Annotated in this window: 23 protein-coding genes; 18 read left to right on the forward strand and 5 right to left on the reverse strand. The window is 60.0% G+C overall.

Annotation, left to right across the window (positions count from 1 at the left end; all coding sequences use genetic code 11):
* The first annotated feature begins 58 nt into the window (after positions 1-58).
* The 7 genes from mscM to frdD all read left to right on the forward strand — a co-directional run bounded on the left by mscM (position 59) and on the right by frdD (position 9,881).
* On the forward strand, positions 59-3,340 hold the full coding sequence (gene mscM / locus G5358_RS08945) for a miniconductance mechanosensitive channel MscM (protein ID WP_216953049.1): 3,282 nt from the start codon (positions 59-61) through the stop codon (positions 3,338-3,340).
* A 24-nt stretch (positions 3,341-3,364) separates the two neighbouring features.
* Entirely contained in the window at positions 3,365-4,042 is a 678-nt protein-coding gene (locus G5358_RS08950) for a glycerophosphodiester phosphodiesterase (RefSeq protein ID WP_216953048.1), read from the forward strand.
* A gap of 158 nt (positions 4,043-4,200) precedes the next feature.
* On the forward strand, positions 4,201-6,078 hold the full coding sequence (locus G5358_RS08955) for a methyl-accepting chemotaxis protein (RefSeq protein WP_421323966.1): 1,878 nt from the start codon (positions 4,201-4,203) through the stop codon (positions 6,076-6,078).
* A gap of 509 nt (positions 6,079-6,587) precedes the next feature.
* The gene (gene frdA, locus G5358_RS08960) at positions 6,588-8,372 is read left to right on the forward strand and encodes a fumarate reductase (quinol) flavoprotein subunit (protein WP_421323967.1); all 1,785 of its coding nucleotides are present in this window, start codon (positions 6,588-6,590) and stop codon (positions 8,370-8,372) included.
* Positions 8,365-9,099: a succinate dehydrogenase/fumarate reductase iron-sulfur subunit gene (locus tag G5358_RS08965; RefSeq protein WP_421323968.1), complete on the forward strand. Its 735-nt coding sequence runs from the start codon at positions 8,365-8,367 to the stop codon at positions 9,097-9,099. Before frdA ends, G5358_RS08965 begins: the two co-directional genes overlap by 8 nt.
* 16 nt (positions 9,100-9,115) lie before the next feature.
* Complete coding sequence (locus G5358_RS08970; RefSeq protein WP_033112664.1) at positions 9,116-9,514, forward strand: fumarate reductase; 399 nt, start codon at positions 9,116-9,118, stop codon at positions 9,512-9,514.
* A 10-nt stretch (positions 9,515-9,524) separates the two neighbouring features.
* Positions 9,525-9,881, forward strand: coding sequence for a fumarate reductase subunit FrdD (gene frdD, locus G5358_RS08975; RefSeq protein WP_227342095.1), 357 nt, complete (start codon positions 9,525-9,527; stop codon positions 9,879-9,881).
* 122 nt (positions 9,882-10,003) lie between these two features.
* On the opposite strand, the gene G5358_RS08980 is transcribed toward frdD, so the two are convergent.
* The 3 genes from G5358_RS08980 to G5358_RS08990 all read right to left on the reverse strand — a co-directional run bounded on the left by G5358_RS08980 (position 10,004) and on the right by G5358_RS08990 (position 12,772).
* Entirely contained in the window at positions 10,004-10,753 is a 750-nt protein-coding gene (locus tag G5358_RS08980) for a substrate-binding periplasmic protein (RefSeq protein WP_421258036.1), read from the reverse strand.
* Between the two features lie 91 nt (positions 10,754-10,844).
* Positions 10,845-12,071 carry a winged helix-turn-helix domain-containing protein gene (locus G5358_RS08985; RefSeq protein WP_421254227.1) on the reverse strand — a complete coding sequence of 409 codons (1,227 nt, stop codon included), beginning with the start codon at positions 12,069-12,071 and terminating at the stop codon, positions 10,845-10,847.
* Positions 12,072-12,178: 107 nt separating this feature from the next.
* Positions 12,179-12,772, reverse strand: coding sequence for a TetR/AcrR family transcriptional regulator (locus G5358_RS08990; protein WP_421254228.1), 594 nt, complete (start codon positions 12,770-12,772; stop codon positions 12,179-12,181).
* Between the two features lie 107 nt (positions 12,773-12,879).
* Between G5358_RS08990 and G5358_RS08995 the strand changes: the two genes are divergently transcribed.
* On the forward strand, positions 12,880-13,803 hold the full coding sequence (locus tag G5358_RS08995; RefSeq protein ID WP_236768812.1) for an ABC transporter six-transmembrane domain-containing protein: 924 nt from the start codon (positions 12,880-12,882) through the stop codon (positions 13,801-13,803).
* A 28-nt stretch (positions 13,804-13,831) separates the two neighbouring features.
* Entirely contained in the window at positions 13,832-15,220 is a 1,389-nt protein-coding gene (locus G5358_RS09000) for an NAD(P)/FAD-dependent oxidoreductase (protein WP_421323969.1), read from the forward strand.
* Between the two features lie 39 nt (positions 15,221-15,259).
* On the opposite strand, the gene G5358_RS09005 is transcribed toward G5358_RS09000, so the two are convergent.
* The gene (locus tag G5358_RS09005; RefSeq protein ID WP_421323970.1) at positions 15,260-15,907 is read right to left on the reverse strand and encodes a class I SAM-dependent methyltransferase; all 648 of its coding nucleotides are present in this window, start codon (positions 15,905-15,907) and stop codon (positions 15,260-15,262) included.
* 144 nt (positions 15,908-16,051) lie between these two features.
* On the opposite strand from G5358_RS09005, the gene G5358_RS09010 reads away from it, so the two are divergent.
* The 7 genes from G5358_RS09010 (at position 16,052) to G5358_RS09040 (ending at position 22,657) form a co-directional block, all read left to right on the forward strand.
* Positions 16,052-16,726, forward strand: coding sequence for a thermostable hemolysin (locus G5358_RS09010; RefSeq protein ID WP_139463518.1), 675 nt, complete (start codon positions 16,052-16,054; stop codon positions 16,724-16,726).
* The gene (locus G5358_RS09015) at positions 16,723-18,219 is read left to right on the forward strand and encodes an AMP-dependent synthetase/ligase (protein ID WP_216953042.1); all 1,497 of its coding nucleotides are present in this window, start codon (positions 16,723-16,725) and stop codon (positions 18,217-18,219) included. The genes G5358_RS09010 and G5358_RS09015 overlap by 4 nt, the downstream gene beginning before the upstream one ends.
* Positions 18,216-18,869 (forward strand): TenA family transcriptional regulator, encoded by a 654-nt coding sequence (locus tag G5358_RS09020; RefSeq protein WP_064340823.1) that lies wholly within the window; start codon positions 18,216-18,218, stop codon positions 18,867-18,869. The genes G5358_RS09015 and G5358_RS09020 overlap by 4 nt, the downstream gene beginning before the upstream one ends.
* A gap of 34 nt (positions 18,870-18,903) precedes the next feature.
* Positions 18,904-19,773 carry an SDR family oxidoreductase gene (locus G5358_RS09025; protein ID WP_421323971.1) on the forward strand — a complete coding sequence of 290 codons (870 nt, stop codon included), beginning with the start codon at positions 18,904-18,906 and terminating at the stop codon, positions 19,771-19,773.
* Between the two features lies 1 nt (position 19,774).
* Positions 19,775-20,407 carry a tetratricopeptide repeat protein gene (locus tag G5358_RS09030; protein ID WP_421323972.1) on the forward strand — a complete coding sequence of 211 codons (633 nt, stop codon included), beginning with the start codon at positions 19,775-19,777 and terminating at the stop codon, positions 20,405-20,407.
* A 130-nt stretch (positions 20,408-20,537) separates the two neighbouring features.
* Positions 20,538-21,224 (forward strand): response regulator, encoded by a 687-nt coding sequence (locus G5358_RS09035; RefSeq protein WP_005335091.1) that lies wholly within the window; start codon positions 20,538-20,540, stop codon positions 21,222-21,224.
* Positions 21,221-22,657, forward strand: a complete 1,437-nt coding sequence (locus tag G5358_RS09040; protein WP_421323973.1) for an ATP-binding protein — start codon at positions 21,221-21,223, stop codon at positions 22,655-22,657. The genes G5358_RS09035 and G5358_RS09040 overlap by 4 nt, the downstream gene beginning before the upstream one ends.
* A 38-nt stretch (positions 22,658-22,695) precedes the next feature.
* Here G5358_RS09040 and G5358_RS09045 read toward each other — a convergent pair whose 3' ends face one another.
* Positions 22,696-23,190 carry an ATP-dependent zinc protease gene (locus G5358_RS09045; protein ID WP_323924952.1) on the reverse strand — a complete coding sequence of 165 codons (495 nt, stop codon included), beginning with the start codon at positions 23,188-23,190 and terminating at the stop codon, positions 22,696-22,698.
* 381 nt (positions 23,191-23,571) lie between these two features.
* Here G5358_RS09045 and G5358_RS09050 point away from each other — a divergent pair, with 381 nt between their 5' ends.
* Together G5358_RS09050 and earP are read left to right on the forward strand one after the other, a co-directional pair.
* Positions 23,572-24,615, forward strand: coding sequence for a GMP reductase (locus G5358_RS09050; protein ID WP_005348017.1), 1,044 nt, complete (start codon positions 23,572-23,574; stop codon positions 24,613-24,615).
* Between the two features lie 96 nt (positions 24,616-24,711).
* Positions 24,712-25,920, forward strand: a complete 1,209-nt coding sequence (gene earP, locus G5358_RS09055) for an elongation factor P maturation arginine rhamnosyltransferase EarP (RefSeq protein ID WP_421323974.1) — start codon at positions 24,712-24,714, stop codon at positions 25,918-25,920.
* The last annotated feature ends 45 nt before the right edge of the window (positions 25,921-25,965 follow it).

Raw genomic sequence — 25,965 nt, forward strand, 5'->3', positions numbered from 1 at the left:
CCCGCCTCCCTGCCCTGTTTTAGGCTAGGGCCACCTCTTCTGAACGGAAACGAGCCTCATGTTGCAACGCCTGCTCACCCTCTTGCTGCTCTCCCTTATCTTGTTGTCGCCAGCCGTGCGCGCCGATGATGCCATTGCCCAGGCCGAATCCCTGTTGCAGAGCGTGCCCAAGAGCGATACCCCGGAAAACCAGAAGCTGCGGGAGAGCTACCAGCAGGCGCTGCAATTTGCCAGAGAGGCCGAGCGCTACCGGGAGCAGAGCAAAGCCTATCAGCAGATCCTCATCGATTACCCCAAGGAGTCGGCGCGCCTCAAGGAGAGCCTGCACAACTATCAGCCCGCAGCTCGCCCGCAGCTGGCGAGCCTCAAGGAGGAGGCGCTGCGCCAGGCCATAGGTCTGAGCAGCAACCGTCAGCTCAACCTGCGCAAGGAGCGGCAGGGGGTGATGGATAGCCTCAACCAGCTGGAGAGCACCGGGCAGGAGTATCACCTGCGGGTGGACGATCTGCGCAAACAGCTGCAACTGACCCGCAGCCAGCTGGAGCGACTGAGCTTCAGCAGCGAATCGGATCGCCAGCAGGAGGCACAGCTGCTGCTGACCAGAATGAAGGAGCAGAGCCTCTCCGACCGGATCCAGATGCTGGAGCTGGAGCAACTCTCGGCCCAGCAGCGCAACGATCTCGGCAAGCTGAAACTGCAGGAGCTCAATCTGGCTATCGCCGACGAGGATGAGTGGCAAGCCAGCCTGCTTACCCAGCAGAACCAGCTGCGTAGGGAGAAGACCGAGCAGGCGCTGGAGGAGAGCGAACGGCTGCGCAAACAGCTCACCACCGACATGCCGCTGCTGCTGGAGCAGCAACAGCAGAATCAGGCGCTCTCCATCCAGCTCGGCACGCTGGAGGATCAGATTGAGCGGGTGCAGGACGAACAGCGCAGTGTCGACAAGAATCTGTTTGAACTGAATGAGCTGGTCAACTCGGTACGCGAACAGCTGGAGTGGCTGCAGATCAGTAATGCCTACGGCGAGAACCTGCGCAGCAAACTCTCCGATCTGCCTCCTCAGTTCCCCCTCGACAAGCTGGAGTCCGCCATCGTCAGCGCCCGCATGGCCAAGTACCAGTACGAGAGCGAGCAGGATGGGCTCAAGGATACCCGCCAGCTGCGCGACAAGCTGATGGCCGAAGAGGAGGTGACGCTCGATCGGCCGCAGCAAGCGGTGCTCGACAACCTGCTCAAGGCCCGGCGCCAGCTGCTGACCCGGCTCAACGACGCCTCAGACACCCTCATTCAGGAGCAGACCCGCCTCAAACTGCTCTACAGCCGTCAGAACAGCAAGATCGACGAGATCCGCGAAATAAGCGCCAGCCACCTGTTCTGGATGCCGGATGTGCGCCCCTTTACCCCACAGGTGATGCTCGGTATTCCTGCCGCGCTGACACTGGCCTTCAACCCGGACAACTGGTTGCAACTGCCCTATGCCATCGCCGAGAACAGCCCGCTGAGCCTCACTCTGGCCGGTATTGGTCTGCTGGTGCTGGCCTGGAGCTGGTTCAAGTTGGCCCGTCACCTGAGCCTCTATTGCGACCATATTGCGCCGCGGATCGGCAAGGTAACTCAGGACAAATTCAGCCTCACCAGCCGCTTGCTGCTGCGCTCCCTGCTTGCCGCCCTCCCCTTGCCCGCCATGGTGCTGATGGTGCGCGGCCTGCTCGAAGGGGCCTGGCAATACCCGTTTGCGGTGGCTGTGGCGCGCGGCCTTGGCGAGATCTGGTTTCTGCTGCTGGCGTTGGTGATGGCCCGCCATCTGACACTGGAGCGGGGGATTTTGATCCACCACTTCCGCTGGCCCCGGGAACAGGTGCAAAAGGTATGGGGGCAGTTTCGCACCCTGCTGCTGGTGCTGATCCCGAGTTTCTTTGTGCAGGGGATGGCCAACAGCTATCAGGAGCACGCCTTCTACGACTCCCTCGGCCGGATGGCCTTCATGATCGGTGCACTCTGGCTGCTGCTCTTCTTTGCCCGTCTCAACCGGGAGCGATTGCCGCTCACCTGGGGCCAGACCGATATGACCAAGCCCCATCTGCTGCACCACTTCATCTGGAACAGCCTGATGCTGGCGCCGCTGCTGGCGGTGATCGGCGCCCTGTTTGGCTACTTCTATACCTCGCGCACCCTGCTGCGCCAGCTGGAGCTTAGCCTGCTGATGGGGCTGGGTTGCCTGCTGGTCTACTATCTGGCCAGACGCTGGATGCTGATCCAGCGCCGCCGCCTCGCCTTCGAGCGTGCCAAGAGCAAGCGGGCCGAGATCCTGGCCCAGCGCGGCCGGGAAGAGGGGCATGACGAGCTCAGCTCCGAGACCCCGGACGTGGTGGAAGAGACTGAGCTGGATCTCGATACCATCAGCGCCCAGTCGCTGGGACTGGTGCGCACCCTGCTGATGCTGGGATTCACCATGCTGGTGGTGGTGCAATGGTCGGATCTCAACTCCGCCTTCAGTTTCCTCAGCAATATCGAGGTGTGGCAGGTGAGCAGCAAGATTGGCGGCATCGAGCAGCTCTCGGCCATCACCTTGCAGGATCTGATGCTGACCGCCTTCGTTTTCATTCTGACCGTGGTGACTGCCCGCAACCTGCCAGGACTGATGGAGCTGACCCTGCTGCAACACCTCAGCCTCTCCCCGGGTACCGGCTTTGCCCTCACGACCACCAGCAAGTATCTGGTGATCCTGATCGGCGCCCTCACCGGCTTCTCCATGCTCGGCATCGACTGGTCGAAGACCCAGTGGCTGGTCGCCGCCCTCTCGGTGGGGTTGGGTTTCGGTCTACAGGAGATCTTCGCCAACTTTGTCTCCGGCCTCATCATTCTGTTTGAGAAGCCGATCCGGCTCGGTGACACCGTCACCATCCGCGATCTCACCGGCACCGTCACCAAGATCAAGACCCGGGCCACCACCATAGTGGATTGGGATCGCAAGGAGATCATCGTGCCCAACAAGGCCTTCATCACCGAGCAGTTCATCAACTGGTCGCTCTCCGATGCCATCACCCGGGTCAAACTGCGGATCCGGATCGGCCTGACCCGGGATCCGAAACTGGTGCAGCGCATTCTGGAAGAGTCCATCCAGGCATCGACCCTGGTATTGGAGACGCCGACGCCCGAGGTCTTCCTGATCGAATTCACCGACTCGGCACTGATCTACGAGATCCGCCTCTACGTCAACAACATGGATCACCGGATGCCCATCACTCACGAGGTTCACTCGCTGGTGCTGGAGAAGATGCAGCAGCAGGGACTTACCCTGCCCCATCAACAGATCGACATTCACCTGAGCCGCGGCTGATCCGCGAGGTAAAAGGAGCAGAACATGCAGATTATTGCCCATCGTGGCGCCAGCGGTCTGGCACCGGAGAACACCCTCAAGGCGATGGCAAAAGCACTGACGCTGGGAGTCAGTGCCATCGAACTGGATGTACAGGCAGCAGATGACGAGTTATGGGTATTTCACGATCGGAGGCTGGAGCGTTGTACCAACGGCAAGGGGGTGCTGACTGAACAATCACGAGCCTATCTGGAGCAACTCGATGCCGGTGAGGGAGAGGTGATCCCGACCCTGTGGCAAGTGATGGAGATTATCGCCGGACGCTGCGAGCTGCATATCGAGCTCAAGGGTGCCGATACCGCTAACGCAGTGGCATCCCTGACCCGAAGGGCAGAGGCCGAGCTTGGTTTTACCCCAGAGCAGTGGGTGGTTTCGTCCTTCCATCACCCGGAGCTGGCCCGATTTGCCGCCTTGCGGCCCGATATCCGCCTCGGCGCCCTGACCGCCAATCTGCCACTCAACCTGGCGCTGTTTGCTGATGAGCTGGGGGCCTGGTCACTTAACTGCGACGTGGATTTTGTCGACCGGATACTGGTGGAAGATGCACATCAACGCGGATTAAGGGTTCTAGTTTATACCGTTGATTATCATGAAGATTATGAAAAACTAGCCAGCATGGGGGTCGATGGAATCTTCACCAATCGTCCAGATCGTTTCCTGTAGCCACCTGACAAGGATACACATATGGATAAGCTCTGATTTAGGCACTAACTTTAAATAGCTGATCGGGATACAAAGAGTTCAACTTCAGCCGATAAGAACAGGCACATAACAATAACCAGTTTCCACACACTCAGACTGACGCTCACAAGGATGTAACTATGAACTTATCGATTAAAAACAAGCTGGTCCTGGCTATCGGGGTCATCATTCTGGTGATCACCGGGATACAGGTCTGGTACAACACCTCGCAACTGCGCAGCGAAACCCAGCGGCTGGTCTGGAATATCATCGACGAAAGCTCCATGGCCAACGTCAAGGGGATCTCCCGCTGGGTTGACTCCCGTATCGCCATCGTCAGCACCACCAAGGAGGCTTTCACCAAAGAGGATGAACCCATCAGCCATCTGGCCCAATCCATGAATGCAGGTGGATTCGACCTGGTCTATGCCGGTACTGCCGATGGCAAGATGATCCAGAGCAAGCCCACCAACCTCCCTGCCGGTTATGACCCCCGTCAACGCCCCTGGTACAAGGATGCGATGGCAGCTGGCAAACTGGTCATTACTGCCCCTTATGCGGATATCTCTACCGGACAACTGATTGTCACCATTGCCGAGCCGTTCCAGCGCGGCAACACTCAGGGCGTCATCGCCGGTGACGTATCCATCAGCTCACTGATCTCGGACATTCTTGCGGTCACCACCGAGGGCACCTACGCCATGCTGGTGGACAGCAATGGCACCATCATCGCCCACCCGGATGCCTCGTTGAGTCTCAAGTCTGCCACCGCACTGGCCCCTGAATTGACCGCTTCTTACATCAACCAGATCGCCCATGACGGCATGATCAACGAGCTGGTGATCAGTGGCAAGAAAGAGGTCTTTGACTTCAACGCAATCCCCAATACCAACTGGTATTACGGCATGATGGTGGATGAGGAGACCGCCTATCAGTCGGTGCGCAGCATGGTCACCTCCTCCCTCATCCAGGGGCTTATCACCATACTGATCGTGGCTGGCTTCTCCTATGTCGCCATCAATGGTTCACTGGCACCCCTGAAAACCCTGGGCGAAGCGATTGCCGATCTCTCACGCGGCAACGGTGATCTGACCCGCCGCATCAAGATCGAGCGGGAAGACGAGGTGGGCGCGGTTGCCAAGCACGTCAACACCTTCATCGACCGGATCCATGTGATGGTGCAGGATATCTCCAACTCCTCGACCCAGCTTAATCAGCAGGCCAAATCCTCCCACAGCATGGCGGAGAAGGCGAATCAGGGGCTGGCACGTCAGCAAAACGAAATCTCCCAGATCGCTACTGCAGTACACGAGATGTCGGCCACAGCCGTTGAAGTGGCAAGCAACGCCGAACAGACCGCCGAAGCAGCCCGCTCTTCTAGCAGCAGTTGCGAACATGGCAAGCAGGTGATCGCCCGCAACCAGCGCTCCATCACCGATCTGGCCACCCAGGTGGAACAGGCCTCCAACATCATTCAGGAACTGGAGAAAAACGCTCAGGAGATCAACACCATCCTCTCCACCATTCAGGGCATCGCCGAACAGACCAACCTGCTGGCACTCAACGCAGCTATCGAAGCAGCCCGTGCAGGCGAACAGGGCCGGGGTTTCGCTGTGGTGGCAGACGAAGTGCGGGTGCTGTCACAGCGTACCCACAGCTCCACCGTCGAGATCCGCAGCATGATCGAGACCCTGCAGCGCAATACCCAGGGGGCAGTCAGCACCATGCATGAAGGACAGCTGCTGGCCCAGAACAGCGTGGATGATGCCAACAACGCCACCCAGGCGCTGGAACAGATCACCTCCTCCATCAATCAGATCTCCGACATGGCGACCCAGATATCCAGCGCGGCGGAAGAGCAACGAGCGGTGACCGACGAGGTCAGCCGCAACATTCAGGCGGTGAAAGATGTCTCGGATGAACTGGCGGTAGATGCGGACAGCTCACGCCATCTCTCTGAACAACTTAAAAATATTTCGGGTGAACTGAGCAATCAGGTCGGCATGTTCCGCATTTGAGCATGAGCAAAAGGGGCCGTTCAGGCCCCTTTTATTTTTCTAAATAGCGCTTAATTTTCAGTGGGTAATCTCACATTACCAGCCAAATACCCCGCCTTGAAATCCTTGAAATTCGTCTGGAATTATCAGATCACCGCCGTGGTCACCGCCGCACTTCGGATTACCTATTTCTATCCGAGCAGATAAATGCCAATAATTCTCATTAAAAAATTACAATAAAAAACTTAAAATTTTTTTCGCGAGTACCTAAAAAGAGAGGTGATTCGCATTTTATTGAAAGAAAACTACGTACAATCCAGAAGTTAAAGTGCTCGTAGCTAGGTGTTCAACTGCTCAGTAACACCAAAAAATGACGATAATAACGACATTTTCATCCAGGGATTTGGGTGTTTTATAGAAAAATAACCAATAAAAAGGGAATAAAACCTAGCAGTTTGACTTGCATCAAGCCTGAATTTTTTTCATAGAGCAAAATCGTGCCCAGCAAATCTATCCCTAAGGAGGCAGATGTGGATATTATCAAGACCGATGTGGCCATCATCGGTGCTGGCGGTACCGGCTTACGCGCCGCTATCGCTATAGCCGAATCACAGCCAGACCTGGACATCGCCCTGATTTCCAAGGTTTACCCGATGCGCAGCCACACGGTTGCTGCCGAAGGCGGCGCCGCCGGTGTCGTCCGTGATGACGACTCCCTCGAAAACCACTTCAACGACACCGTCTCCGGTGGTGACTGGCTGTGCGAGCAGGACGTAGTGGAATACTTCGTCAACAACGCGACCAAAGAGATGATCCAGCTGGAGCACTGGGGTTGCCCCTGGAGCCGCAAGCCGGATGGCAAAGCCAACGTGCGTCCGTTTGGTGGCATGAAGGTTCCGCGTACCTGGTTCGCCGCAGACAAGTCCGGTTTCCATATTCTGCACACCCTGTTCCAGACCTCCGTCAAATACCCGAGCATCAAGCGCTTCGACGAGCATTTCTGTCTTGATCTGATCGTGGACGACGGCCGCGTTCAGGGCGTACTGACCTTCGACATCCAGAACGGTATCACCCGCTTCATCCAGGCCAAATCCGTGATCGTGGCAACCGGCGGCGCTGGCCGTGTCTATCGCTACAACACCAACGGTGGCATCGTCACCGGCGACGGCATGGCACTGGCCTACCGTCACGGCGTACCGCTGCGTGATATGGAGTTCGTCCAGTATCACCCGACCGGTCTGCCGGGCACCGGCATCCTGATGACCGAAGGTTGTCGTGGTGAGGGTGGCGTCCTGCTGAACAAGGATGGCTACCGCTACCTGCAAGACTACGGCTTGGGCCCGGAAACCCCGATTGGCCAGCCGAAGAGCAAATACATGGAACTGGGTCCGCGCGATCGCGTTTCCCAGGCATTCTGGCAAGAGCAGCAGAAAGGCCGCGTCATTCAGGGCCCGATGGGCGATGTGGTTCACCTCGACCTGCGTCACCTTGGCGAGAAGTACCTGAAAGAGCGTCTGCCGTTCATCTGCGAACTGGCCAAAGCCTACGTCAACGTGGATCCGGCCAAAGAGCCTATCCCGGTACGTCCGACTGCCCACTACACCATGGGTGGTATCGAGACTGACAACAAGTGTGCCACCCGTCTGCCCGGCCTCTACGCCGCGGGCGAATGTGCCTCCGTCGGTCTGCACGGTGCCAACCGTCTGGGTTCCAACTCCCTGTCCGAGATCGTGGTATTCGGCAAGCTGGCAGGTGAGCAGGCCGGTGTATTTGCCAAGGCTCAGAAGCATGGCAACACCGAAGCGCTGGCCGCCAAGGCCGAGGCGCTCATCAAGCAGCACCTCTCCCTGATGGACATAGACGGTACCGAAAACCCGGCCGATATCCGCAACGAGCTGGGCATGTCCATGGAAGCCGGTGTCGGTATCTACCGTACCGAAGAGCTGATGCAGGGCACCATCGACAAGATCAACGAGCTGAAAGCCCGTTACAAGAAGGTCAAGATCAACGACAAGTCCTCTGTCTTCAACACCGATCTGCTGTACGCCATCGAACTGGGTTACATGCTGGACGTGGCTGAAGCCATGGCGCACTCCGCCATCAATCGTAAAGAGTCCCGCGGTTCCCACCAGCGTCTGGATGGTTACGAAGAGCGCGATGACGTGAACTTCCTCAAGCACACGCTCTCGTTCTACAAAAATGGCGAAACGCCCTCCATCGATTACTCCGATGTGAAGATCACTAAGTCCCAGCCGGCAAAACGCGTGTACGGCTCCGAGGGTGAGAAACAAGACGAGGCTAAGAAGAATGGCTGAGATGATTGAAATTGAAATCCTGCGCTATCGTCCGGAGCAGGATAACGAGCCCTGGATGCAGACCTTCCAGGTGCCCTACCAGAGAGAGATGTCTCTGCTGGATGCGCTGCAATACATCAAGGATCACCTGGACTCTACCCTGAGCTTCCGCTGGTCCTGCCGGATGGCGATCTGCGGCTCCTGCGGCATGATGGTCAACGGTGTTCCCAAGCTGGGTTGCAAAGCGTTCCTGCGCGACTATCTGCCGGGCAAGATGACCATCGAGCCGCTCAACAACTTCCCGATCGAGCGCGACCTGGTGGTCGACATGTCCGATTTCATCGAGAAGCTGGAGAGCATCAAGCCGTACATCATCCCGAGCGAGCCGCGCAACCTGTGCGATGGCGAATACATCCAGACTCCGGCAGAGATGGCGAAGTACAAGCAGTTCTCCCAGTGCATCAACTGTGGTCTCTGCTACGCGGCCTGCCCGCAGTACGGCATCAACAAGAATTTCACCGGTCCGGCGGCACTGGCTCTGGCCTATCGCTACAACGTCGACAACCGTGATGCCGGCGCCAAAGAGCGGATGCGCATCATCAGCCAGGACGAAGGCGTCTGGGGCTGTACCTTCGTGGGCTACTGCTCCGAAGTGTGCCCGAAGGGCGTCGATCCGGCAGCGGCCATCCAGCTTGGCAAGGTAGAAAGTGCCAAGGACTACATGATCGCCATGTTCAAGCCAGATTGAGAGCAGGATTGAGACCATGAACAACACTGAAAGCAAACGTAAACCTTACGTCCGCGAAATGAAGAAAGACTGGTGGCTGAAGAACGCCTTCTACACCGGTTACATGATCCGCGAAGGCACCAGTATCTTCGTCTCCATCTACGCTGTTGTGCTGATGTGGGGTCTGATGCGTCTGGTACAGGGTCAGGAAGCGTTCAACGGCTGGCTGGAGTCCCTGCAAAGCCCGATCGCCATCCTGTTCCACGTGATTGCGCTGGCAGCCTGCCTGTTCCATGCCAAGACCTGGTTCGCTCTGGCGCCGAAAGCCATGCGTATCTTCCGTGGTGAAGACCTGGTGCCGGAGAAACCGATCGTCATCGCCCAGTATGTGGCGCTGGCTGTGGTATCCCTGCTTGTCCTGATCATCGTGGCCTGAGGAGAAAACAATGAGACGTTCTGACGAACCAATTTACTGGGGTCTGTTTGGTGCGGGTGGCATGGTCGTTGCCATGCTGCTGCCGGTCATTGTCCTCATCACCGGTCTGCTGGTGCCCATGGGCATCATGGACGTGGAAACCATGAGCTATGACCGCGTGCACGCGTTCGCCAGCTCTTGGTGGGGTGCCTGCATCCTGCTGGTGATCATCGCCCTGCCAATCTGGCACGGCATGCACCGTATCTACCACGGTCTGCACGATCTGGGGATCCACACCACCAAGCTGCACCACTATGTGTTCTATGGCTTTGCCTTCCTGGTATCTGCCATTACCGTCGGTCTGCTGATGGTACTGTTGTTCCAGTAATCACACCGACTGATTGAGAAAACCGGGCACTGTGCCCGGTTTTTTTATCCTCCTGAACAGGTGAAAAGGGCCAGCCGGATTGCTCAGGCTGGCCCTTTTCACCTGAATTTCCTGATGAGCACCTACTCCATCGGTGGCAAGAAACGGCGCATCACCTCGTCGGCATGCCCCCCTTCCTGAAACGCCACCAGCGACTGATTGAGGATGTTCACCAACTGGTGGCCGCGGGGGGAACCCTTGCTCACCAGCAGATAGAACCCCTTGCGGCTGGGCAGGGCAAGATTGAGCAAACCGCTCTCGCTGCGGTAGATGCCAAGGCTGATGCCTGCCACCAGAGGTTCGATTTCGCTTGGCAGAAAGTCGCAACGATCCCGCTCCAGCATGTCGAGCGCCTGCTGCAACTGTTTGACCCGGCGTGGCTCCTGCGCAAGCCCGTAGGGGGTGTAGTTGTAGCCAATCACCCCGCACACCCGGGAACGATTGACCGTCTGCAGATCCGGCGGTTCGGGGTAGCGGCGCTTGAGATAGAAGAAACCGAGGTGGGTGTAATAGAGGGGTACGCTATAGAAGGCAAACTCGGCCCGCTCCGGCTTGTAGCTGGCATCCCAGGTCAGCTCGCACAGACCGTTCTGGTGATAATCCGCCAGCTCCTGCTGCACCCGCGCCCAAGGCAGATAGCGGATCTGGTGCGAGAGCCCGCTCTGTTGCAGGGCATCGAGCACCAGCGTCGTCGCCGAACCGGTCAGGCGGCTGGTATCGGGCACCCCGTCCTTGCGCTCCCAGTAGGTAAAGGGGGCCCACTCGTTGCCCTCCCCCAGACAGATCTTCACTGGCGGCTCTTGCCCCCATAGCGCGGGGGACAAGATAGCCATCGCCAATCCCGCCCACCATGTTCCTGCTCGTTTCATCTCCCGCTCCCGAACTGTTTATCCCTCTTGCAGCTTAGCCCAGAAGGGATAGATCTCACTTTGCAGGGGCGCTTTCATGCCACAACGCCAGCAAATTGGCCGGAATGGCACCATAACGGAGCTGCGGTGTCTGGTGCCAGTCAGCCAGCTTTTGCAGGGCTTTCGCCAGATCCTGTGCAAGCGTGCGGGTCACTCTCACCCCGGCTTCCAGATAGAGGCTCTTGATCTCGAAGATCCCCTGCTGACGATGAGCCTTGGCATCCATTCTGCCCACCAGCTTGCCGCGATGGAGCAAGGGCAACACGAAGTAGCCGTATTGGCGCTTGGGGGCAGGGGTGTAGCACTCGATGCGATAGTCAAAATTGAACAGTTCACTGGCCCGCTTGCGATCCCACACCAGCGGGTCGAATGGCGACAAGGCGGTGGTATGGGTTGCCTTGAGGGTGCCCGCCTGCGCCCTTGCCAGCTCATCGGCCAGCGAGGCGTGCACAAAAGCGCCGTGCTGCCACCCGTCTACCCGTACCGGCAGCAGTTCCCCCTCGTCCGCCAGCTGATGGAGCAGGGCGTCATATTTGCCGCGCCGCAGCCGGTAGTAGTCCGCAACCCAGCCAGTTTTGACCAGCCCCAGCGCCCGGCAGCTGGCGCGCACCATATCCCGTTGGGCCTGCTCGACGCTCGGCAGATCCCGCTGGTCGCTCCACTCGGGGAGCACCCGTTCGGCGAGATCATAGACCCGCTGAAAGTTGCGCCGCTCCCGTACCATCAGCTGACCAGTGGTAAACAACACCTCCAGATGGCGCTTCTCCGGCTTCCAGTCCCACCAGCCGTTCCCCTTGCCGGTTGTGCGTTCAAAGTCAGCCGCCCGCACCGGACCATGCTGGCGAATACGCTCGATCAGCTGGCCAATCTCCTGCTGATGGGTGGCAAGCCAGTTGGCCGAAAACTTCCAGCCCATGGCGGCAGGGTCGAGCATCCGATGGCGCAACAGCCGGTAATCCTCGCGGGGCACAAAGCAGGCCTCGTGGGCCCAATATTCGAAGATCTCGCCGTCGGCCAGCAGCTGCTCCAACCAACGCGGTTCGTACTGGCCAAGCCGGCTAAAGAGCACCAGATAGGGGCTGCGCGCCACCACCGAGATGGTGTCTATCTGCAGCAGCGCCATGCGGCGAATGGTGGCCAGCAGATCGGCCGGGGTCGCCTTGCTGCGACGGGGGGCCAGCAGCCCCTGCGCCGCCAGTTGCAGATGACGGGCATCTTGCAGTGATAAATGGGTAATCGACATCAACAACCGCTCCCTGGTATATGACCATCGCGCGCCCGGCGGATGGCCAACAAAACCGGAGGAGGCACCACGCTGGCATGCCTCCCCGCCCTTGTGTGCCTGCGCCGCTATGAGTGGGCCGGGGGCAAGACCAGCTGATTGACCACCAGCATGATCTCTTGATAAGTGGCCTCTACCGTCTCGGGTGTCGGCTCCAGAATAAGGTCATCGGCATAGCCGTTGATGAGGGAGGTGATCTGACGCGCCAGTCGCTGGGCATCGCCCGCCACAAACTCGCCGCTGTCGATCCCCTTTTGCAGGATCTGCTCCAGCACCTCGCGCCACGCCAGAATGATTTTGCGGTAGCTCTCGGCAAATACCGGGTCGCGCAGTGACTCGTTCCAGGCATCCAGATAGATGGCCCAGGAGGCATCCTGACTGGTCGGCAGGTTGTCCCGCACAAAGAGCGGCAACGCTTCGCGGGCTGGCAGCGGCAACAGCCACTCCCGCTGCTCGGCTATCTCCTGACTGGTGAAACGCTCCACGGCGCAGAGGCAGAGCTCCTTCCAATCCTTGAAGTAGTGGTAGACGTGGCTGCGCGCCAGACCGGTGCGCTCGGCAATATCACGGGTTGACGATGCCGCCATCCCCTTCTCTCGAAACAGGGCCAGTACGGCCTCGATGATCATCTCTTTGCGCTGTTCTGCTGATGGGCGTGCCATCTGACCTCCTGCGATATCCATCGATCTGCTTGACTTTGAGCAGTCGCTCAAACAAACTTTGAGCACTCGCTCAAACTTAGCGTTTCCGACATCTTAGGAGATAACCCATGACAACACCAACCACTTCGGCAGCCAGTTGCGACGAGCAGGCCACGCCGTTGCCACACTCGGCCGGTCGTTCGCTGGGGGCGATTGCGCGGGCCAATCCCCTCAAGCTGGCGGGCACCTTCTCGCTGGTGGCCCTCGAAAACATCCTGCTGGTGGTCTATCCCCTGTTCGCCGGCTTTGCCATCGACGCCATCGTCAAGGGCCAGTGGCTGCAGGCCTCGAGCTACGCCCTCATCGTGCTGCTGTTCTGGCTCATTGGCGCCCTGCGCCGGGCGGTCGATACCCGCACCTTTACCCATATCTATGCGGCACTGGCGGTGCCGGTGATCCTGACCCAGCGCCAGCAGCAGGAGGGGCAATCTACCATAGTGGCGCGGGTCACCCTGGCGCGGGAGTTTGTCGACTTCTTCGAGAAACATATCCCGATCCTGGCCACCAGCCTGATCTCCATCGTCGGGGCGGCCGTGATGCTGATGGTGATCGAGTTCTGGGTCGGCATCGCCTGCATGGGGGTATTGCTGCTGTTCGGCCTGCTGCTGCCCGGCTTTTCGCGCAAGAACCAGCTGCTGCACGAGCGGCTCAACGATCGGCTGGAACACGAGGTCAAGCTGGTCACCCATGCCCAGTCAGCCAGCCTCGCCCGCCACTACCGCGCGCTGGCCTGGCTCCGAATCCGGATTTCGGATCGGGAGGCACTCGCTTTTCTGGCGGTCGGCATCAGCGCCTCCCTGCTGTTCCTGCTGGCCATCACCATGCTGATGGCCCAACCCCAGGTCTCGGCAGGCCATGTCTATGCTGTGATGACCTACCTCTGGAACTTTGTCACCAGCCTGGATGAGGGGCCCGGTCTTGCCGATCAGCTGGCCCGGCTGCGAGACATAGGCCGCCGGGTCAATACCGCCCAACCCGATGAAATGATTTGATATTTTATATCTGTAACCGGAGTAGAAGATGAATCCGACCACCCTTTGCCAACGAGCGTTGACCATGTGCATCAGCTGTTTTTTCCTCGCCGCCTGCGGCCCCAAGATGAGCGACTTTGAGCCCAACACCAGCTACTGGTTCAAGGAGAAACCGGCAGAGGAGAGTGCCCCGCTGGCGCAAGACATGAAGGTGGATATCGCCATCATAGGTGGCGGCTACAGCGGCCTCTCCAGCGCCTGGCATCTGGCCAAGGCCAATCCGTCGCTCAAGATCGCCATCTTCGAGGCCAAACAGGTGGGCAGCGGTGCCTCGGGCCGCAACGGCGGCATGGTGTTGCCGGGCTCCGAGGTGATGGACCTCTACGAAGAGGGGGAAGCGAGCAAACGTCACTACGATCTCACCGTCGCCAGCATGCGCAAGCTGCAGGCGCTGGTCGCCTCAACCGGCGTCGAGGCCGACCTCAAGCTCGATGGCTATGTGGAGGCGATCCTCGATGAGGAGGATATCGCCGAGTACCGCGACTATGTGAAAACCGCCAATCGCCTCGGCATCCCGCTCCAGTACTGGAACGCCGATACCACAGAGGAAAAACTCGGCACCGACCGCTACGTGGGGGCGGTCTACGACCCCAATGGCGGCCAAGTACACGCCATGAAACTGGTCAATGCCCTGCGCAAGGCGGTGGAGCAGGCGGGCGTCACCATCTACGAGCAGAGCCCGGTAATGGGGATCAAGGAGGGCAAGCAGATCGAGCTCAATGTAGCCGACAAGTACAAGGTGACCGCCGACAGCATAGTGCTGGCGACCAACGGCTATACCTCAAAACTTGGCTACTTCAGCGGGCGGCTCTTTCCGGTACACGCCCAGAGCGCCGTCACCGAGCCGCTTACCAAAAAACAGCTGGCCGCCATCCAGTGGCAGAGTCGGGTGCCCTATTACGACACCCGCAACATCTTGTTCCATCTGGTGTTGACCCCGGATAACCGCATCGTCATCGGCGGTGGCAATGCCGAGTACGTCTTCAACGATGGCCTCAACTACAAGGGAGATCTCAATCGGGTCAGCGAGATGATGATGACCGAGCTGGTGACCCTCTATCCGGCCCTCAAGGGGATCAAGTTTGAGCAGGTGTGGGACGGGGTGCTCGGCATGACAGGTGACAACACCGAAGCGGTGGGGGTAATGGGGGCTCACAAGAACATCTACTACGCCCTCGGCTACAACGGCCACGGCATCAACCTCTCCTTCCTGTTTGGCGACATCGTAGCCAGCCTCTATCAGGGCAAGGAACATCCCTGGTTCAACCACGCAGAGCAGACGCTGCCAATGTGGCTGCCGCCAGAGCCGTTCAAGTCAATTGGCGTAAAATCTGCCCTGATGTACTACCAGTGGCAGGACAAGGGCTACAAGGAGTAGCGCCGGGCGAACCCGACGAGTAACAGACGAAGGCACGCCTCAGGGCGTGCCTTTCTGCAATACCGCCACATCGGCGTGGGGGAAACTGAGTTCGGCCTGCCAGCGAGCGGCCAGCACCTGAAACGATGCCTCGGCAAAGAAGACAATGTGGGTCGGATCGTGGCGATAGCGCCAGTTTTTGAACCGCTCGTCACTGAGCACCCGCTGGGTCTGCAGCACCAGCAGGCCGCCGGGCTTGAGGCAATCCCACAACTGCGCCAGCACCGTGCGCGGCTCGGCGATATGCTCGATCACCTCGGTACTGGTGATGAAATCATACTGACGCGTCAGCAACTCGGGAAAGTCGGCGTAGAACTTGTCATACCCAACCATGTCGTAACCCACCTCGCATCCCATAGCCACCAGCGCAGGGCCGGGACCGCAGCCAAAATCGAGACCACTGGCAGGTAGCGGCACCCGCGCCAGCACTTCGCCAAATGCCCGCATAAGAAAAGTGCGATAACGAGGATCATCAACCCGGTTGTCGTGACCGTCATAGACCGCCTTCTCCGCCGCCTCATCCAGATGATCCGCCTCATCCAGCCAGACCAGCTCGCACGCGAGGCAGCGATGATAGCGTTTGCCCGCCACCGGCAGGGGATAACTGCGATGGCTGGCACACAGGGGGCAGCTGACGGTGGATGACATGGCGGTTCCTCTTGGGGGCTTCCTGTTGGATAACAGCGGCGCAGATTGCCTGCCCGCTGGCTCGCTGACAACTTTTTTTGCTCCTTAAGGGTTTCTTAAGTTTGCCCTTTTACTCTCAAACCATCGCAAGAGAAGGAGTCACCCATGACCATCGAGATCCAGGCCCCCTACCGATTGCTGCTAGCCAAGTCCCCGCAGCAGGTCATGGCGCTGCAAACCTATATCCAGGCAGCCTACACCCTCGAGTTCAACGCCCGCATCCCCCATTTCCTCCCCTGTCTGCTGGGGCTCTATCGGGCGGACGGGACGCTGGTCGGTGCCTGTGGTCTCAATCATGCCAGTGAGGGGCCTCTCTATCTGGAACAGTATCTGGAGCAACCCATCGAGGCCGCCATCAATACCCGCCTCGGAGTCTATCCGGCACGCAACCGCATTATCGAAGTGGGCAATCTGGCCTGCAGCGAACCGGGCAATGCCCGCCTGATGTTCGCGGCCCTGTGTCGTCTGCTATGTGAAAACGCCCTCGACTACGTGGTCTTTACCGGCACAGCCAAGCTGCGCAACAGCTTTGCCCGCCTGCAACTCAATCCGGTGGAGCTGGCCCCCGCACAGGCCCATCAGGTGGGAGCCGACGCCGATGCCTGGGGTGAGTACTACCGCTGCCAACCCAAGGTGATGGTGGGTGACATCAATCAGGGGCGCGAGGTGCTCGCCCAGCGCAGCCTGCTGCTCAATCTGCTGGCCCCCATGCCGACCCTGTTTGACGAGACCAGCAAGAGCAGTGATAACCAGACCCATCAAAAAAGGTGCGCCCAATGAGCCTGTTCGACGCCATCGCCAAACATGCCCACGAGGATCCGCAATCCCCTGCGCTGCTGAGCAGCCAGCAGCGTCTCGATTACCAGACCCTGTGGCAACAGATCCAGCGTCTGGCCAGCCAGCTGCAACAGCTCGACATCAGCCGTCTGGCGCTGCAACTGGACAACGGCCTGCCCTGGGCGCTGCTGGATCTCGCTTGCACCCGTGCCGGTATCGTGGTCATTCCGGTGCCCCACTTCTTCAGTCAGGCCCAGCAGGCCTGGTTGCTGGAGAGCAGCGGCGCCGATGCGCTGGTGGGGCCATATCATCAGGGGTGGCATGCCGCCGAGCCGCTCTCGCTGATCACCGGCGAGCTGCCGCTCTGGCGCTATATCCCGGCCAATCGACCGGCGCTTCCCAAGGGCACTGCCAAGATCACCTACACCTCCGGCACCACGGGCCAGCCCAAGGGCGTCTGCCTGTTACTGACCCAGATGATGGCGGTAAGCCATGCGCTGGCCGAGCGGGTTGCGCCAGCCAAGGTGGAAAAACACCTGACCCTGCTGCCGCTGGCGACCCTGCTTGAGAACATCACCGGCCTCTATGTGCCGCTGCTGACCGGCGCCTGCAGCCGCATTCCGTCCCTCGGGGAGCTCGGTTTCACCGGCTCCAGTTCGCTCAATGCGGCCATGCTGGGGGAAGCGCTGCTGCGCTGGTCGACCCACAGTCTGGTGCTGGTGCCCGAACTGCTGCGCCTGCTACTGGCGCTCTGCATCAGCACCCCAACGCTGGCCCAACAGCTCAAGAGCCTGCGCTTTATTGCCGTCGGTGGCGGCAAGGTGGCCCCCGACCTGATCAAACATGCCCGCCAGCTCGGCCTGCCGGTGTATGAGGGATATGGCCTCTCGGAGTGTGGCTCCGTGGTGGCGCTCAACAGCCCGGATGCTGACAAGCCCGGCAGCGTCGGCCGCCCCCTGCCCCACTGTCAGGTCACCATCGCCAGCGACGGCGAAATTATGGTGAGCGGCAGTGCCATGCTGGGCTATCTCGGCAGCAACGAACCGACTCCCGAACAGATCGCCACTGGCGAACCTTCTGCCATGCAGATCGCCACAGGCGATCTGGGTCATCTCGATGATGAGGGCTACCTCCATATCACCGGGCGCAAGAAGAATGTCCAGATCACCGCCTTTGGCCGCAACTTCTCCCCCGAGTGGGTGGAAGCCGAGGCCCAGCTCTGCCCCGCCATCGCCCGCATCGTGGTGTTTGGCGATGGCCAGCCTGCCAACGTGGCGCTGATCCAGCCCCTGCCGGGCAAAGAGGCGGATCTGCCCCACCAGATCGCCGGTCTGAACCAGCGGCTGCCCGATTATGCCCGGCTGCACCACTGGTTGCCGGTGGCGCTGGATCAACATCCCGGGCTGCTGACCGCCAACGGGCGCCCCCGTCGCAACGAGATTTACCAACACTTTTCCCGGCAAATCAGCCAATGCCTTACAGGAGAATCGTCATGAGCTTCTACCAGACTCTGCAACAAGCTACAGCCAGTGAGCGCGAGCATCTGTTCAACGCCCCCATTATCGAAGCCTGCCGCCGTGGCGATATCAGCCGTGACACCTATCTCGCCTTTCTGGCGCAGGCCTACTACCACGTGCGCCACACAGTTCCGCTGCTGATGGCAACCGGCGGCAAGCTGGGTCAGGAGTACGAGTGGGTGCGCGGTGCCATTGCCGAGTACATCGACGAGGAGTATGGCCATCAGGAGTGGATCCTCAACGATATCCGCGCCTGTGGCGGTGATGCCGAGGCGGTGCGCCACGGCCAGCCCGGACTGCCCATCGAGCTGATGGTCGCTTTCCTCTACGACCAGATCCAGCGCGGCAACCCCATGGGCTTCTTCGGCATGGTACAGGTGCTGGAAGGCACCAGCGTCGCCATCGCCCTCACCGTCGCCGACCAGCTGAAAAAGGGTCTCGGCCTGCCACCCCAGGCGATGAGCTACCTGAGCTCCCATGGCGCCCTGGATCAGGAGCACCTCAAGTTCTTTGAATCCTTGATGGATAAGGTCGAGAGCCCGGCAGATCAGGCCGCCATCATCCACGGGGCCAAGGTGGTCTATCGCCTCTACGGCGAGATGCTCTACAACCTCACCGCCACACCATAAGTCGGCAGCAGACAGCAAAAAGGGAATCCATACCATGAACCTTGAAGGGAAACTCGTGCTGCTCACCGGCGCCAGCGGTGGCATAGGTGAGGAGCTGGCACAGGAGCTGGCGGCCCAGGGGGCACACCTGCTGCTGCACGGTCGTCGCGGCCCGGCACTGGAGCGGCTGTGCAAGTCACTGCACCACCCCGAGCGCCATCAGGTGGTGCTCGCCGACCTCGGCTCTGCGCAGGAGCGGGCCAAGCTGTTGCAACACCCGGCGCTGGAGGATGGGATCGACATCCTGATCAACAACGCTGGCTGCAACCAGTTTGCCTGGCTGGAAGATCAGAGCTTCGAGCAGGTGGAGCGCCAGCTGCTGCTCAATATCGAGGCGCCCATCCAGCTCACCCGTGCCCTGCTGCCAACCATGCGCAAGCCGGGGATCATCATGAACATGGGGTCGAGCCTGGGCAGCATCGGCTACCCCGGTTACAGCGTCTACTGCGCCAGCAAATTTGCCCTGCGCGGCTTTAGCGAAGCGCTGGGACGGGAGCTGGAGGGGAGCGGCATCAAGGTGCTGCACTTTGCCCCCCGCGCCACCCGCACCAAGCTCAATTCTGAGGCCGCTTACGAGATGAATGCGGCGCTCGGCACCCAGACCGACAGCCCGCAGGAAGTGGCCGAAGAGGCGGTCATCGCCCTGTGCAACGAAACCCGCCGCAGCTGGCTCGGCTGGCCGGAAAAACTGTTCGTGCGGCTCAATGCCCTGCTGCCCGGCATCGTCGACAAGGCGCTGACCAGACAGTTGCCAATCATCAAACGTTATGCCCGTCATCTTCAGCCAGGGACGGCTGATGCCGGCGCAAACAGTGCGCTACAACCAGACTTGTCCCGCCCGATCCCGACCAAGAAGGAGCATTAATATGAATTTTTCCCGTCAATCAGTGACCTCTTGTGCCATCGCCATCCTGCTGGGATCCACCTCAGTCATGGCCGCGGGTGATGCCCTCGTCCCCATCCAGCAACAGTGGGCCGTCTGCCAGTATCAACAGAGCGGCAAGGCGAAAGAGAGCTGCCTCGAAACCCTGAGCACCCAGGCCGAAGCGGCCAGCGCCAAGGAGCCTTTTCGCGCCGATCTGCTGATCTGGTCGGCCATCGTCAAGAGCACCTGGGCGGGGGCCAAAGGGGGGCTGGGGGCACTGGGTCTGGTGAAAGAGGCCAAAGCCAAGCTGGAGCTGGCGCTCAAGCAGGATCCCAAGGCGCTGGACGGCTCTGCCTACACCAGTCTGGGCTCCCTCTACTATCAGGTGCCCGGCTGGCCGGTCGGCTTTGGCGATGACGAAAAGGCAGAGCAGCTGCTCAAGCAGGCGCTGGCCATCAATCCGGATGGCATCGACCCCAACTTCTTCTATGGCGACTTCCTGCTGGATCAGGGTCGCAAGGCCGAGGCCAAAACCTATCTCGACAAGGCGCTGGCCGCCCCGGCTCGCCCGGGCCGCGAAGTGGCCGACGAAGGGCGCAGAATGGAGATCCGCGATCGGCTGGCCAAGCTATAAAATCCTGATGGATCAAAGAACTATTTAAACTCTGCCCACCAGCTTGCATACTGGTGGGCAGGGTTGTTTATGCCACGGCACGCCCTGGCGCTGAGCCAGATCGCCACACCCAACAAACAGGGAGAAAAGAATGCGGATCCTGCTGGTGGAAGATGATGTGATGCTGGGGGATGGTATGCAGGATGCACTGCGCCATAGCGGCTACACGGTGGACTGGCTGCAACAGGGGTTGCCCGCTCTGGCAGCCCTCAAGAGCGACGAGTTCGCCGCCCTGATCCTCGATCTCAACCTGCCCGACATCGATGGCCTCAGCCTGCTGCGCAAGTTGCGGCGTGAAGGCCACCAGTTGCCGGTGCTGATCCTCACCGCCCGCGATGCGCTGGACGATCGGGTGGTCGGCCTTGATGCCGGCTCCGATGACTACATGGTCAAGCCCTTCGCCCTGCAGGAGCTCAACGCCCGCCTGCGCGCCCTGGTTCGTCGCAGCAAGGGGCAGGCTCAGGCGGTACTGGAGTATGGCGACATCCTCATCTATCCCGAATCCCAGCAGGTCACCTATCAGGGGGAAGCGGTCAAACTCACCCCCCATGAATACAAGTTGCTGCAGGAGCTGATCAGCCAGAGCGGCCGGGTGCTGAGCAAGGATCAGCTGCAACAGAGCCTCTACGGCTGGGATGAAGGGGCCGAGAGCAACGCGGTAGAGGTGCATATCCACCATCTGCGCAAGAAGTTCTACAGCGACCTCATCCGCAATATTCGCGGGGTCGGCTACATCATTCCCCAGCTCGAACAGCCAAGCCGGACACCCGCACGATGAAACGTCCCCGCTCCATTCGCCGCTTTCTGCTCACCGGTATCCTGACGCTGGTGAGCCTGAGTCTTACCATCAGCGCCTTTATCGGCTACATGGAGGCGAGCCACGAAATGGAGGAGCTGTTTGATGCCCGCCTCGCCCAGTCGGCCCGCATCACCAATCAGCTGCTTGCTCGCTACATGGCCCAGCAGGGGCAACTGCCCGCCAACGGCACCGTCTATCAGGAGTGGGAGGCGCAAAATCCCGATGAGTGGCAAAAAGACCCCAGTCTCAACCTGACCGGCGAGGATCGGGAGATCACCCCCTACGGCCACGAGTTCGAACGCAATCTCTACTTCCAGCTGCTCGATGAAAAGGGCGGCTTGCTGCTGCGCGCCCCCAGCGCCCCGGATCAGCCGCTGGTCACCCTGGCCATCGGCTTCGACACGGTCGAAAAAGATAATCACCAGTGGCGCACCTTCACTCTCTACAACCAGCAGGAGCAGACCTGGCTGGTGGTGGCCGAGCGGGACGACGAGCGCAGCGAACTGGCCAGCAAGATGGCCACCCTCACCATGCTGCCGCTGCTGATCACCCTGCCCTTCCTGCTGGCCCTGCTCTGGTGGCTCATCACCCGCGGGCTGGCCCCCCTGCGTCAGCTGGCCCAGGCCATCAGTGAACGTCACCCCGCCAACCTGAGCCCGCTCAGCCTCAAGATAAGCGCTCAGGAGCTGACCCCCCTCACCAACGAGATCAACCGGCTGATGCAGGCGCTGGCGGAGACCATAGAGCGGGAGAAACAGTTTACCAACGAGGCGGCCCACGAGCTGCGCACCCCGCTGGCGGTGCTGCGGATCCACAGTGAAAATGCCCTGGCTGCCGAAGATGAAGTGAGCCGCCAGCAATCCCTGCACAAGATGCTGCAGGCCCTCGACCGCAGCGATCGGCTGATCCGCCAACTGCTGACCCAGGCTCGTATCGACAACCAACAGGGGCTGGTATTGACCGAGCTGGAGGTGGGCCACCTGCTGCAAGGCACCCTGGCGACCCTGGCCCCCATCGCGCTCAAGAAGGATCAGCAGCTGTCGCTGGAGTGTGAAGTGCCGCAGCTGGTGATGGGGCAGGCCACCCTGCTCGAACTGCTGTTTAGCAACCTGATCGACAATGCGCTGCGCTACACCCAGCCGGAGGGCGAGATCAGGGTGCGGGTTCAGCGAGAGGGCAACCGGGTGAGGGTGGATGTGAGCGACAACGGCCCCGGCATTCCCGCCAGCGCCTTGCCCCGGCTGTATGAACGCTTCTTTCGGGTCAATCCCCAGCAGGGGGATGGCGTGGGTCTCGGCATGGCCATCGTTTCGCGCATCGCCCAGCTACACGGCGCCGACCTCGATGTCCACAACCGACCGGAAGGGGGGCTGGAGGTGAGCGTGTTACTCCCGCTCCCGCCGGCAAGATAAGCGATAAGTAAAGAGCCCGCGATGCGGGCTCTTTACTTTCAATGACAATCTGGCTGCACGGTAAAGGTTCGACTGGAGTCCACCGGGCCCAGCTCCGCCAGCAGACGTCGGCCCAGCAGCACCGGATAGATCATCTTGCTGCGATCCCGCAGGGTGAACCACTCCTCATACACCTTGTCCCCCAGACAGATGGACATGGTCACCGTTGGTCGCTGCTCCATACCGCCCGCCCCGCGCACCGTCACGCTGCGCTCGACCCGCCGCTCGAACTGCTGCTTGACCAGTTTGCCGCTGTCGGCATCGGTCACCACCAGCATGAAGCGCACCCACGGCTTGCCATCCCGTTTGAATCTGGTGATGGAGCGTGCATCGAGGGAAGAGGTGAGCGCCCCGGTGTCGAGTTTCATCTTCACCGCCACGCCGGTGGGCAAAATAAGTCCCTTCTCGATCCAGCCATAGCTGATCGGGGTCTCTGCCAGCGCACTGCCACACAGTGCCAGCATCAGGGTGATCCCCACCATCATCTTGCCCATTTTACTGCCCTGCCTTGTCAATCCTGCGCCCAGATCTACCACAGTCCCATTGTGGGTCAATCCGATTTATTTCAGCTACTTGGATAATATCTGGCGGGTCAGGAGAGAGACGACAAAGAGTGGCCGAACGGCGGTCCAAGCGGGCGGGAATATCGTAAGAGAGCAAGGCACCGAACGGTGCTGGATGAAACTGGTGGTTAACCTCAGGTTGTGACGCCAAAGGCTACCACAAGGATTTACAAATTATCAGTCTTGTTCTGAAGGGATTTTTGCCTACACTGTTGTAAACCGGAGGGCCTGAAAACCACCGGTTTTTTTGCGCCTGCCGAAAATTTGCCACTGCAAAAGTGACTTTCAACAAGGCTCAATAAGGAATTTGTAATGCGTATCGAAGAAGACTTGAAGCTCGGTTTCAAGGATGTCCTGTTCCGCCCCAAGCGCTCTACTCTCAAGAGCCGTTCCCAAGTAAGCCTGACCCGTCAGTTCACCTTCAAACATACTCAGACCCAATGGCAAGGCGTACCCGTCATCGCCGCCAACATGGATACCGTCGGCAGCTTCGCTATGGCGCGCACGCTGGCCGGTTTCGAGATGATGACCGCGGTACACAAGCACTACAGCCTTGAGCAGTGGCAAGCTTTCGTCAACGAGACCGACCCGGCGCTGCTGGGCCATGTGATGGTCTCCACCGGCACCTCGGCTGAAGATTTCGCCAAGACACGCCAGATCCTCGCCATGTCCGAAGCGCTGCGCTTCATCTGTGTCGATGTGGCCAACGGCTACTCCGAACACTTCGTCGAGTTCGTGCGCAAAATTCGTGAAGCCTGCCCCAACCACGTCATTCTGGCGGGCAACGTGGTGACCGGCGAGATGGTCGAAGAGCTGATCCTCTCCGGCGCCGACATCGTCAAGGTTGGCATCGGCCCGGGCTCGGTCTGCACCACTCGCGTCAAGACCGGCGTCGGCTATCCGCAACTCTCCGCCATCATCGAGTGTGCCGATGCGGCCCACGGCCTCGGCGGCCAGATCGTCGGTGACGGCGGCTGTACCTGCCCGGGCGACGTCGCCAAAGCCTTCGGCGGCGGCGCCGACTTCGTGATGCTGGGCGGCATGTTGGCAGCCCACGAGGAGTGCGGTGGCGAGATCGTCGATGTAGACGGCGAACCCTTCATGAAGTTCTACGGCATGAGCTCCTCCAGCGCCATGGACAAGCACGCCGGCGGCGTCGCGGAATACCGTGCCTCTGAGGGTAAAACCGTACTGCTGCCCTACCGCGGCCCGGTCGAGAACGCCGTGCGCGACATTCTGGGCGGCGTGCGCTCCACCTGTACCTACGTGGGTGCCAGCCAGCTGAAAGAGCTCACCAAGCGCACCACCTTTATCCGGGTGCGTGAGCAAGAGAACAACGTCTACGGCAAGGAGTAACCTGCCACAGACCGCCGTCACACGCTGACGGTTAGAAGCCAGTCAACCGGTGTGCTACCCTGCGCACCGGTTTTTTTGCATCTGGAACCCCGAGCCATGACAACTCCCCTGCCCCCGTTTGACTGGGACATCTTCTGCTGCGTCGTCGACAACTTCGGTGACATCGGCGTCACCTGGCGACTCGCCCGCCAGCTAAAACGGGAGGGGAATATTGCGGCACCTAGCAATGAGGTTCAGGTGCGGCTATGGGTGGACGATCTGACAAGCTTTGTCCGCATCTGTCCGGGTCTCGACCCGGCGCAGGATGGCCAGTGGGTCGATGGGATCTATATCCAGCACTGGCATGAGACCCTGCCGAGCGACATGACACCGGCCAGGGTGGTGATCGAAGCCTTTGCCTGCGAGCTGCCCACCCCCTTCATTGAACGAATAGCCGAGCAGATGGCGAGCCAACCCAAGCCCCCCTGCTGGATCAATCTGGAGTACCTCTCGGCAGAGAGCTGGGTCGAGGATTGCCACGGCCTCGCCTCGCCCCAGCGTGTTGGCAATAAAAGCCTCAACAAATACTTCTTCTTCCCGGGCTTTACCGCTAAAACCGGCGGCCTTTTGTGCGAGCACGACCTCATCACCGAACGGGAGCTGTGGCAGCAAGATGATGCGGGACTTACCGCCTACTGGACCAGCCTCGGTTTGCCGCCAAAACAAGAGAATGAGCTGCGGGTCAGCCTCTTTACCTACGAGAGCGATGCGCTGAAGAGTCTGGTCGAGAGCTGGTGCCATAGCGCCACGCCCGTCACCCTGCTGCTGCCGCTGGGGCGCTCTCTCAACGATGTGCTCACCGGTGCCGGTCTGGAAGATGCCATCCCTGCAGCCAAAGCGGGGGATCTGCTCCACTCGGGCAACCTCACCATCAAGCTGCTGCCGATGACCGATCAGGCCGGTTACGATCGACTGCTGTGGAGCTGCGATCTCAATCTGGTGCGTGGGGAGGACTCCTTCGTGCGGGCCCAGTGGGCCGCTCGTCCTTTCCTCTGGCACATCTACCAACAGGAGGAGGAGGCCCATCTGGTCAAGCTGGAGCAGTTCCTTGACCACTACTTATCCGATCTGCCCGCCGAGTGCGCTCAATGGCTGCGCCGGTTCAATCTGGCTCTCAACCGTGGCGAAGATTGCGGCGAACTTTGGGCCCAATGGCCCCGATATAGCGCCATTTGGCAGCAACATGGGCGAAGCTGGTCACAGAAGTTGCTCCGGGATGGGGATCTCGTCACACGGTTGGTGAAATTTTTAGAAAGCCGTATATAATCTGGCAGTTTTTATCCGTCCGTTTCACGAACAGGAATTTTTTAC

The organism is Aeromonas sp. 604176, from assembly GCF_049170755.1.
Classification (GTDB): Bacteria; Pseudomonadota; Gammaproteobacteria; order Enterobacterales; family Aeromonadaceae; genus Aeromonas; species Aeromonas veronii_A.